The organism is Micromonospora sp. TSRI0369, from assembly GCF_001905625.1.
GTDB classification, from domain to species: Bacteria; Actinomycetota; Actinomycetes; order Mycobacteriales; family Micromonosporaceae; genus Micromonospora; species Micromonospora echinospora_A.
In genome coordinates this window covers 286,357-297,508 of the sequence record NZ_LIVU01000001.1, presented here as the reverse complement: position 1 = coordinate 297,508, position 11,152 = coordinate 286,357, and the positions used below count along the sequence as shown (strand labels likewise).

The following is an 11,152-nucleotide window of genomic DNA, read 5'->3' as shown; positions in this document are numbered from 1 at the left end:
CGGTCGGGTGAACCGACCGCGGCGGGTGCCCGCCCCTCTCCCTGTCGGTAGACGCGAAAGGCAGCACCATGTCTCTTCAGCCGCACCACGACGGCTCCGCCACCTACGTCCCGGAGCAGGAGCCCGCGCTCGGGCAGACCGTCCCGGTCTTCGTCCGGGTCCCGGCCGGCTCCGGCGTCTCCCAGGTGCACGTGCGCACCACCGGCGACGGCGAGCCGCGCTTCGCCGAGGCACGGGTCGACCGCACCGCGAACGGCGACGTGTGGTGGCGGGCCGACGTCGAGGTCCGCAACCCGGTCAGCAACTACCGCTTCCTGCTCGACGGCGAACGCGGCGCGCGCTGGCTCAACGCGGCCGGGCTGTCCGACCACGACGTGCCCGACAACGGCGACTTCAAGCTGGTCAGCTACGCTCCGCCGCCGGTCTGGGCCCGGGACGCGGTGATCTACCAGATCTTCCCGGACCGGTTCGCCCGCTCGGCCGCCGCCGACGACCGGACCACGCCGGACTGGGCCATCGGATGCGACTGGGACACCCCGGTCGTCGGCCGCGGCCCGGAGACGCCCCGCCAGTTCTACGGCGGCGACCTCGACGGCGTCACCGAACACCTGGACCACCTGGACCGGCTCGGCGTCAACACCGTCTACCTCACGCCGGTGTTCCCGGCGCGCTCCAACCACAGGTACGACGCGTCGAGCTTCGACACCGTCGACCCGCTGCTCGGCGGCGACGCGGCGCTGGCCCGGCTCGCCGACGCCGTGCACACCCGGGGCTGGCGGCTGCTCGGCGACATCACCAGCAACCACACCGGCGACGCCCACGACTGGTTCACCGCCGCCGTCTCCGACGTGCACGCGCCGGAACGCGAGCTGTACTACTTCGACCTGCCCGGCTCGGACTACGAGTCGTGGAACGGGGTGAAGTCGCTGCCGAAGCTGAACTGGGGCAGCGCGGAACTGCGCCGCCGGTTCGCCACCGCCGAGGACTCGCTGCTGCGCCGCTGGCTGCGCCCGCCGTACGGGCTGGACGGCTGGCGGGTCGACGTGGCGAACATGACCGGGCGCCGCGGCGCGGACGCGTACACCCACGAGGTGGCGCGGCTGCTGCGCGAGGTGGTCGCCGAAACCCGCGCGGACGGGCTGCTGCTCGCCGAGCACGGCCACGACCACACCGGTGACCTGGACCGCGACGGCTGGCACGGGACGATGAACTACGTCGGCTTCACCGACCCGGTCTGGTCCTGGCTGCGGCACGGCGACGACCCGGTGCCGAACTTCCTCGGCACCCCCGGCGGGGTACGGCGGCGCGACGCGGCGGCGGTGCTCGCCACCATGAACACCTACCGGTCGTTGATCTCCTGGCGGTCGTACACGCACTCGTGGCAGCTGCTCGGCTCGCACGACTCGGCCCGGATCCGCACCGTGGTCGGTGACGCGGCACGGCAGGAGGTGGCGGCCGGACTGCTCGCCACCATGCCCGGCACGCCCGTGGTGTTCGCCGGGGACGAGCTGGGCCTGACCGGTACGAACGGGGAGGGCTCGCGTACGCCGATGCCGTGGCGCCGGCCGGAGAGCTGGGACCGGCGCACGTTCGACGCGTACCGGTCGTTGCTGACGCTGCGCCGCGACGAGCCGGCGCTGCGCCACGGCGGCCTGCGCTGGGTGCACGCGGACGCGGACACGCTCGTCTTCCTGCGCGAGGCGCCCACGTCGACGGTGCTGGTGCTGGCAAGGCGTGCCGCAGGCACCCCGGTACGCCTGCAAGGCGTGGGCGCCGCAGACAACGTCTACGGCGGTGCCCCCGCCCTCCGCCCCGACGCCGAGGGCGCGGTAACCCTCCCCGCCGAGGGCCCCACGTTCCAGGTCTGGCGCCTGCGCTGACCTTCCGTCGATCTTGCGGTTGCGGCCTCTGTGGCACGGCTTCTGCCCCGTTTGCCGGGGCGGCAACCGCAAGATCGCGGGGGAGTGTGGGGTCACGGTATGACGGCAGGTCGGCGGGGTGACTACTACGAAGCGTCGTTGATGGGGGAGGATGGGCGGCGTGGAAGCTCTTCGACTGATTCTTCTCTACGTCCATCTGATCGGTTTCGCGCTGTTGCTCGGCGGCGGGATCGCCCAGTACGTCTCCGGCAAGCTGCGCATCAACGCGGCCATGCTCTGGGGCGCGATCATCCAGGTCCTCACCGGCATCGGGCTGTCCGCCCCGCTGCGCGACGGGGACGAGCCGGCCCCGGCGAAACTTGTTACCAAGTTGGTGCTCGCGCTGCTCATCTTCGTCATGGTCTTCTTCTCCCGTAAGCGGGAGACCGTCAACCGCGGCCACTTCCTCGCGATCGTCGGGTTGACGCTGGTCAACGCTGCCGTCGCGGTGTTCTGGCGTTAGTTCGCCAGACGTCGGGGAAGCCCGGGGAAAGGGACGTTCGCGACATCGCCGCGCACGCCCACCGGCCTGATTAGTGACCTGCCCCACGCAAGGGTTACACCGGGGTAACGGACACTCAACAGTCGTGCACGATTGTCGGCCGGTGGGTGGGCGCGGGCGTACGCTCCCGTCCGTAACGTGGGACGCCGGCGGCACATCGCAGGCCGGCGAAGGGCTGCACACCGCGCACGACGCGGTGTGCAAGGGGAAGGAGACGTCTTGCGCTCTGTGCGTGGGATGCGGATTGCCTCCGTCATTGCGGCGGGTGGACTCGTGCTGGGCGCTGCCGCGTGTGGTGAGGCTCCGGACGACGACAACAACGCCGGCGGCGACGGCGGCAAGAAGTTCAGCGCCTGCATGGTGACTGACGTCGGCGGCGTCGACGACAAGTCCTTCAACGCCTCGGCCTGGAAGGGCCTGCAGGAGGCGCAGAAGGAGAACGACAAGATCGACATCAAGTACGTCCAGTCGAAGGCCGAGGCGGACTACGAGGTCAACCTGACCGGGTTCGTCAACCAGAAGTGCGACTTCATCCTGGCCGTCGGTGGCCTGATGTCGGACGCCACCAAGGCGGCGGCTGAGAAGAACCCGAACCAGCAGTTCGCCATCGTCGACGCCAACCCGGGTGTGTCGAACGTCTACCCGATGCAGTTCGACACCGCGCAGGCCGGGTTCCAGGCCGGCTACCTGGCCGCCGGGATGAGCAAGACCGGCAAGGTCGGCACCTACGGTGGCCTGCCGATCCCGCCGGTCACCATCTTCATGGACGGCTTCGCCGACGGCGTGGCGTACTACAACAAGGCCAAGAGCAAGAACGTCCAGGTTCTCGGCTGGGACAAGGCCGCCCAGAAGGGCTCCTTCGCGAACTCGTTCGAGAAGCAGGACGAGGGCAAGAAGGTCTCCGACGCGCTCGTCGCGCAGGGTGCCGACATCGTCATGCCGGTCGCCGGTGGCGCCGGTCTCGGCACCACCTCCGCGGCCAAGGCCTCGGGCGGCAAGTACTCGACCGTCTGGGTCGACATCGACGGCTGCGAGAGCACCCCGGACTGCTCGGCGATCCTGACCACCGTCGTCAAGAACATCCCGGACGCCGTCAAGGAGGCCGCGCTGAAGGCCGCCGGTGGCGAGAAGCTCCAGGCCACGCCGGGCTTCGTGGGCACGCTCGCCAACAACGGCGTCTCGATCGCCCCGTACCACGACTTCGACAGCAAGGTCCCGGCGGACCTGAAGGCCGAGGTCGACAAGATCAAGACGGACATCGCCGCCGGCACCATCACCGTCACCTCGAAGGCCCAGCCGACCAAGTGACAGTCCCGCCGGCCGCCGCGATGCCATCATCGGCAGCGAGGGCCGGCGGGCACCAGGCATGACGATCCGGCCGTCCCGGCGCAACGGGGTCCCGAACCCCGGCGCCGGGGCGGCCGATCACCTTGAATCCCCCGAACATCCCCACCCGGCGCGGTGGCGGCGCGGCAGGTCGCTACGCTGCACCATCGCTCGCACTCCAGGAGGTTGCGCTGAGACTCGAACTGCGCGGCATCACCAAACGGTTCGGTGATCTGGTCGCCAACGACCACATCGACCTGACGGTGGAGCCTGGAGAGATCCACGCCCTGCTCGGCGAGAACGGCGCCGGCAAGTCGACCCTGATGAACGTGCTCTACGGCCTCTACCAGCCGGACGAGGGCGAGATCCTGGTCGACGGCAAGCCGCTGAAGCTGAAGGGCCCGTCGGACGCGATCGCCGCCGGGATCGGGATGGTGCACCAGCACTTCATGCTCGTGCCGGTCTTTACCGTGGCCGAGAACGTGATGCTCGGCGCCGAGCAGGTCAGGGGGCCGTTCGCCGGCGTCCTCGACCGGCGACGGGCCCGGCGCGAGGTCGCCGAGGTGTCCGAGCGGTACAACCTGCGGGTCGACCCGGACGCGGTGATCGAGGACCTGCCGGTCGGCATCCAGCAGCGGGTGGAGATCGTCAAGGCCCTCACCCGCGACGTCGACCTGCTGATCCTCGACGAGCCGACCGCCGTGCTCACCCCGCAGGAGACCGAGGAGCTGCTTGCGGTCATGCGGTCGCTCAAGGCCGCCGGCAAGTCGATCGTGTTCATCACCCACAAGCTGGGCGAGGTGAAGGCCATCGCCGACCGGATCACCGTGATCCGGCGCGGGAAGACGGTCGGCACCGCCGAGCCGAGCGCCAGCCGGGACGAACTGGCCGCGCTGATGGTGGGACGCAGCGTCCGGCTGACGGTGGACAAGAAGCCGGCCACACCGGGCAGGCCGGTCCTGGAGGTCGCCGGCCTGGTCGTGGACGACGACCGGCAGGTACGCGCTGTCGACGGCGTCGACCTGACAGTGCACGCCGGTGAGGTGCTCGGCGTGGCGGGCGTGCAGGGCAACGGCCAGACCGAGCTGATCGAGGCGATCATGGGCCTGCGCCCGACCCTCGCCGGCACGATCAGCCTCGACGGCGAGCCGACGTCCGGCTGGTCGACGAAGAAGGTGCTCCATGCCGGCGTCGGCTACGTGCCGGAGGACCGCAGCGTGGACGGCCTGGTCAAGGAGTTCTCCGTGGCGGAGAACCTGGTGCTGGACATCTACGACCGGCCGCCCTTCGGCAAGGGCCTGTCGCTCAAGCCCGAGGCGATCGCGAAGTCGGCCCGGGAACGGATCGAGCAGTTCGACGTCCGTACCTCCTCGGCCGACGCGGCGGTCGGCACACTCTCCGGCGGCAACCAGCAGAAGGTGATCGTGGCGCGGGAGCTGTCCCGGCCGCTGAAGCTCTTCATCGCGGCCCAGCCCACCCGGGGCGTGGACGTCGGCTCGATCGAGTTCATCCACAGCCGGGTCATCCGCGAGCGGGACATCGGCACGGCGGTCATGGTGGTCTCCAGCGAGCTGGACGAGGTGATCGGCCTGGCCGACCGGATCGCGGTCATGTACCGCGGGCGGATCATCGGCGTCGTCGGCCCGGACACCCCGCGCGAGGAGATCGGCCTGCTGATGGCCGGCATCACCCCGGACGCCGCCACCCCGGACGCCGCCACCGCGACCGACGACGGCCCTGGCAACGAGGACGAGGCATGACCAACCCGAACCCCGTCTCGGGCTCCCCGGACAAGGAACCGGCGACCGAGGCGCAGGAGTCGCTGAGCGAGGCCCGGGCGACGCCGACGCAACCGGCCGGTGACACCGAGCAGACGGTGCCGGCCACCGCGACCGCGAAGAAGCCGGCCCCGGCGGGAGAATCCCGCCCCGGCATGGGCCGGATGTTCCTGGACAACCTCTGGGCGGCCAACACGGTCACCGTGACAGTGCTCGCGGTGCTGCTGGCCATGGTGGTCGGCGCGGTGCTGATCATCGTGTCCGACCCGGAGGTGCTGGCCACCTACAGCTACATCACGGCTCGCCCCTCGGACGCGCTGAACGCGAGCTGGACGGTGGTCAGCGAGGCGTACGCGAACCTGTTCAAGGGCGCGATCTTCGACCCGGACGCGGTCGGCTTCACCGCCGTCATGAGCCCGATCTCGGAGACGCTCACCTACGCCGCGCCGCTCGTCTTCACCGGCCTGTCGGTGGCGCTCGCCTTCCGGGGCGGCCTGTTCAACATCGGCGCCCAGGGTCAGGCGACGATCGCCGTCATCCTGGCCGCCGTGGCCGGCTTCGCGCTGCCGCTGCCGCCCGTCGTGCACCTGCTGGTGGCGCTGATCGCGGGCGCGCTCGGCGGCGCGCTCTGGGGCTTCATCCCCGGCATCCTCAAGGCCCGGGCCGACGCGCACGAGGTGATCAACACGATCATGCTCAACTACGTGGCGGTCTACTTCCTGTCCTGGATCATCGTCCAGAACGGGGTGCAGAACCCGAACCGGTCGGACGCGATCAGCAAGCCGGTCGACTCCACCGCGCAGCTGCCCCGCCTGCTCGGCGAGGATTTGCGGGTGCACGCCGGCATCCTGCTCGCGGTGGCGGCCACCTGGTTCATCGCCTGGCTGCTCAACCGCTCCACGCTCGGCTTCGAGCTGCGGGCGGTGGGCGCGAACCCGGACGCGGCCCGGACCGCCGGCATCAGCGTGACCAAGACGTACGTGCTGGTGATGGTGATCGCGGGCATGCTGGCCGGTCTGGGCGGCTCGACCATGGTGCTCGGCACCACTGCCAACGCGCTGACCCCGCTGGTGATCGCGCAGATCGGCTTCGACGGCATCCTGGTCGCGCTGCTCGGGCGTGTGAAGCCGTGGGGCGTGCTGCTGGCCGCGCTGCTGTTCGGCGCGCTCCAGGCCGGCGGCAACCGGATGCAGTCGTACTCCGGCATCTCGCTGGAACTGGTCACCGTGCTCCAGGCGCTCATCGTCATCTTCATCGCCGCGCCTGCCCTGGTGAAGACGATCTTCCAGCTCCGGGCGGCCCGCGCCGCCCGGTTGCAGACGAGCCTCGCGAAGGGCTGGTGAGCATGTCCACCACCGCTGTCCCCGAGGTCGCCGTTACCGCGGTCGACGAGGGTTTCTGGACCCGGAACCGCAAGATCGGCGCGGTCCTGCTGGCGCTCGGCGTGCTCGCGGCGGTGCTGTTCGGCGCGCTCGCGACCGACCAGCACGCGCGGTTCACGCTCAGCGAGACCGAGGGCGGCGCCGCCCTGGAGATCAACGGTACGGTCGGCGCGATCCTGTTCGGGCTGATCACCGCCGCGACCGGAGGCGCGCTGCTGGCCGGCGTGCACAAGCGCTGGTTCTCGCTGCTGCTCGGCGCCGGGCTGGTCGCCTTCGTGCTGAGCTTCCTGTGCTGGCAGGTCTCCGCCGCGCCCGAGGGCCGCAACTTCATGCCGCTCGTAAACGTCGTACGCGGCACGTTCATCCTGGCCCTGCCGCTGATCTTCGGTGCGCTCGCCGGTGTGCTCTGCGAACGCTCCGGCGTGGTGAACGTGGCGATCGAGGGTCAGCTCCTGATGGGCGCGTTCTCCGGCGCGCTGTTCGGCAGCATGTCCGGCAGCGTCTGGGTGGGCCTGGTGGCCGCCGCCATCGGCGGCGCGTTCATCTCGTTCCTGCTGGCCGTGTTCTCCATCCGCTACCTGGTCGACCAGGTGGTCATGGGCATCGTGCTCAACCTGCTCGCGGTCGGCATCACCGGCTTCCTCTACGAGCGGCTGATGCAGACCGACGCGGCGAAGTACAACAGCGCGCCCCGGTTCGGCAACTGGGAGATTCCGCTGCTGTCCGACATCCCGCTGATCGGTCCGGCGCTGTTCCGGGGCAACATCTTCCTCTACCTCGGCCTGCTGCTGGTGCTGGTCATCCACCTGGCGCTGTTCCGTACCCGGTGGGGGTTGCGGACCCGGTCGGTCGGCGAGCACCCGACCGCCGCCGACACGCTGGGCGTGAAGGTGCTGCGGCTGCGCTACCGCAACGTGATCCTGGCCGGTCTGGTGGCCGGCGTCGGCGGCGCCTCGTACACGCTGGCGCTCTACTCGTTCACCAAGAACATGATCGGCGGTAAGGGCTTCATCGCCCTGGCCGCGCTGATCTTCGGCCGGTGGAGCCCGACCGGCGCGCTGCTCGCGGCGCTGTTCTTCGGCTTCGCCGACCAGCTCGCCACCTACCTGGGCGCGATCGGCAGCAGCATCCCGAGCCAGTTCCTGGCGATGCTGCCCTACCTGGCGACGATCCTGGCCGTGGCCGGGCTGGTCGGCAAGGTCCGGGCGCCGGCCGCCGACGGCAAGCCGTACATCAAGGGCTGACCGCCCGCCGCGACACCGTGCCCGGCGGGGCGACCCGCCGGGCATCGTCGTCTCCGGGCCGCGCCGCGACCGATCGGCGCAAATTGGGCAGAATGGGGGTCGTGATGGAGATCGACTGGGAGCGGCTGCGCGCCGCCGCCACCGAGGTCATGCGGCACGCCTACGTGCCGTACTCGAAGTTCCCGGTGGGCGCCGCCGCGCTCGTCGACGACGGCCGCGTCGTGGTCGGCTGCAACGTGGAGAACGCCGGCTACGGCGTCACGCTCTGCGCCGAGTGCGGCGTGGTCTCGCAACTGCACGCGACCGGCGGGGGCCGGATCGTGGCGCTGTCGTGCGTCGACGCCACCGGTGAGCCGCTGATGCCGTGCGGGCGGTGCCGGCAGCTGCTGTGGGAGCAGGGCGGGCCGGAGTGCCTGGTCGAGGCGAAGGGCGGGCCGCTGCGGATGGCCGAGCTGCTGCCGCACGCCTTCGACGTGGCCGACATCGAGGCGGTGACCGGCGAGCACCCGGTGCCGGTGGTGCCGGACCGGCTGGCCGCCTGGCGGGGCCGGGGCACCGTGTTCGTGCACCCGGACCTCTCGGCCGGGCAGCAGGTCTGGACGGCGTACTGGGAGCGTTCCTCCGGCGGCGCCGAGGACGCCGAGACCGGCGTGCTGGAGGAGGGCTCGACCTGGGACGACCCGGCGAGCGCGATCGAGTGGGGGCTGGCGCGTACGCCGCGCGTGGTGGTGGTGGACGCGTCCGGCACGGTCTTCTGGGCCGGTGAGGGTGAGCCTCCTACGGAGATTCCGGTTCGCTGGGGTTGAGCTGGGGGGAATCGGGCCGAGGGTGCCCGGCTCCGGGCGGTCAGGCTTGATCCCTCCGCCGGTCACCCTCGGCCCGATTCCTCGACGGTCACCGTTCGCGGGTGAGTGCGACCATGCGCGATTACTGATTGGATCTTGAGAAGTGAGTGTTTTTACGGCGGTTGATGTCATTCGGGCGAAGCGGGACGGGGGTGTGCTGAGCGAGGGGCAGATCGACTGGGTGGTCGACGCGTACACGAAGGGTCTGGTCGCCGACGAGCAGATGTCCGCGCTGGCCATGGCGATCCTGCTGCGCGGCATGACCGCGCCGGAGATCGCCCGGTGGACCGCCGCCATGATCGCCAGCGGCGAGCGGCTCGACCTGTCGCCGGTGGCCCGGCCGACAGTCGACAAGCACTCCACCGGCGGCGTCGGTGACAAGATCACCCTGCCGCTGACCCCGCTGGTGGCCGCGTGCGGCGCGGCCGTCCCGCAGCTGTCCGGCCGGGGCCTGGGCCACACCGGCGGCACGCTGGACAAGCTGGAGTCGATCCCGGGCTGGCGGGCGGCGCTCACCAACGACGAGTTCATCGCCCAGCTCCGCGACGTGGGCGCGGTGATCTGCGCGGCCGGTGACGGGCTCGCCCCGGCCGACCGCAAGCTGTACGCGCTGCGCGACGTCACCGGCACCGTCGAGGCGATCCCGCTGATCGCCAGCTCGATCATGAGCAAGAAGATCGCCGAGGGCACCGGCGCGCTGGTGCTCGACGTGAAGGTCGGCTCCGGCGCGTTCATGAAGAACGCCGACGACGCCCGCGAGCTGGCCCGCACCATGGTCGAGCTGGGCGGCGCGCACGGCGTGCGGACTGTCGCCCTGCTCACCGACATGTCCACCCCGCTCGGCCTGGCCGTCGGCAACGCGGTCGAGGTGACCGAGTCGGTGGAGGTGCTCGCCGGTGGCGGCCCGGCCGACGTGGTGGAGCTGACGCTGGCGCTGGCCCGGGAGATGCTCCACGCGGCCGGCCTGCCGGACGCCGACCCGGAGGCGGCGCTGCGGGACGGCCGGGCGATGGACGCCTGGCGCACGATGATCCGGGCGCAGGGCGGCGACCCGGACGCGCCCATGCCCACCGCGAACGAGGTCGAGGTGGTCACCGCGGCCGAGGACGGCTGGGTCGCGGAGCTGGACGCGTACGCGATCGGGGTGGCCGCCTGGCGGCTCGGCGCCGGCCGGGCCCGCAAGGAGGACCCGGTGAGCATCCCGTCCGGCGTGGTGCTGCACAAGCGCCGCGGTGACCGGGTGCGTGTCGGCGACCCGCTGTTCGAGCTGCGCGCCGAGCACGCCGAGCGGATCCCGGCCGCGCTGGCCGAGGCGCGCGAGGCGGTGCGGATCGCGCCGGACGCGCCGGAGGCGACGCCGCTCGTCATCGAGCGGATCGGCTGAGGGCCATGGTGCCGGCCCGGTCGGAGTCGCTATCCTCCCAGGCCAGGGGGGACCGACCGGCGAGGACCCGAACAGACAGGGACTGACCGTGCGCGTACCCGCTCCCGACCCCCGGGCCGTCCGGGAGGCGAGCCTGGACGAGTTGTCCCGGCTGGGCCTCCCGCTGCCCCCGCCGCAGTTCCCGCTGGTCTGGGAGCCGGGCGACGAGATCGAGCTGCGTCCGACCCCGGAGATCGAGGCCCGGATCGCGGTGCTGCACGTGATCCTGGCCCGCTGCTTCGGCATGCCCGCGCAGGCGGCGATGAGCTGGCTGCTGGAGTCGCACCTGGTCGACTCGGTGACCCCGCCGGAGTGGCAGTTCGTGATGGGCGGCCGGGGCGACCACAGGTCGTTCGTGCTGCACCACGACGCGCTGTTCTCGCTGGCCTGGGTGCTCGGGCTGGCCAAGGAGCTGGACCCGACGGTGCCGGTGGACGAGCGGCTGGTCGAGCGGATGCCGAACCTGGTCGCCGGGGAGACGTTCGGCCAGTGGCGGGCCCGGATCCTGGCCGCGCCGCAGCACCCCGGGGACGCCGCCGCGCTGCTCGACCTGCACTACTGCCTGGACTGGGCGTACCTGGAGACCGAGGAGGCCGGGCGCGCGCTGCCGGGGCTGGTGGACGCCAACGCGATCGGCCAGCGGCGGTGGGCGCTGGAGTGGGCGGTGGTGCTGCGCGGGCCGTACCACGACGAGCCGCCGGGCTGGGAAGAGGTCGACCTGTCCACCTGAGCC

The 11,152-nt window shown here is 71.3% G+C and carries 9 protein-coding genes; all 9 read left to right on the top strand.

What is annotated here, in order from left to right:
* Positions 1–68: 68 nt before the first annotated feature.
* The 9 genes from AMK25_RS01355 to AMK25_RS01315 all read left to right on the top strand — a co-directional run bounded on the left by AMK25_RS01355 (position 69) and on the right by AMK25_RS01315 (position 11,149).
* Complete coding sequence (locus tag AMK25_RS01355; protein WP_073825283.1) at positions 69–1,880, top strand: glycoside hydrolase family 13 protein; 1,812 nt, start codon at positions 69–71, stop codon at positions 1,878–1,880.
* Between the two features lie 160 nt (positions 1,881–2,040).
* On the top strand, positions 2,041–2,382 hold the full coding sequence (locus AMK25_RS01350; protein ID WP_030501184.1) for a hypothetical protein: 342 nt from the start codon (positions 2,041–2,043) through the stop codon (positions 2,380–2,382).
* A gap of 276 nt (positions 2,383–2,658) precedes the next feature.
* Positions 2,659–3,729 (top strand): BMP family lipoprotein, encoded by a 1,071-nt coding sequence (locus AMK25_RS01345; protein ID WP_073825281.1) that lies wholly within the window; start codon positions 2,659–2,661, stop codon positions 3,727–3,729.
* A gap of 122 nt (positions 3,730–3,851) precedes the next feature.
* Complete coding sequence (locus AMK25_RS01340) at positions 3,852–5,507, top strand: ABC transporter ATP-binding protein (RefSeq protein WP_073825277.1); 1,656 nt, start codon at positions 3,852–3,854, stop codon at positions 5,505–5,507.
* A gap of 173 nt (positions 5,508–5,680) precedes the next feature.
* Entirely contained in the window at positions 5,681–6,868 is a 1,188-nt protein-coding gene (locus tag AMK25_RS01335) for an ABC transporter permease (RefSeq protein ID WP_443189899.1), read from the top strand.
* A 2-nt stretch (positions 6,869–6,870) separates the two neighbouring features.
* Positions 6,871–8,151, top strand: coding sequence for an ABC transporter permease (locus AMK25_RS01330; RefSeq protein WP_073825271.1), 1,281 nt, complete (start codon positions 6,871–6,873; stop codon positions 8,149–8,151).
* A 104-nt stretch (positions 8,152–8,255) separates the two neighbouring features.
* A complete protein-coding gene (locus AMK25_RS01325; RefSeq protein ID WP_036342968.1) occupies positions 8,256–8,957 on the top strand; it encodes a cytidine deaminase in 702 nt (233 codons plus the stop codon).
* A gap of 142 nt (positions 8,958–9,099) precedes the next feature.
* Positions 9,100–10,380, top strand: a complete 1,281-nt coding sequence (locus tag AMK25_RS01320; RefSeq protein ID WP_073825267.1) for a thymidine phosphorylase — start codon at positions 9,100–9,102, stop codon at positions 10,378–10,380.
* A gap of 88 nt (positions 10,381–10,468) precedes the next feature.
* Complete coding sequence (locus tag AMK25_RS01315) at positions 10,469–11,149, top strand: DUF4272 domain-containing protein (protein WP_073825264.1); 681 nt, start codon at positions 10,469–10,471, stop codon at positions 11,147–11,149.
* Positions 11,150–11,152 lie beyond the last annotated feature (3 nt).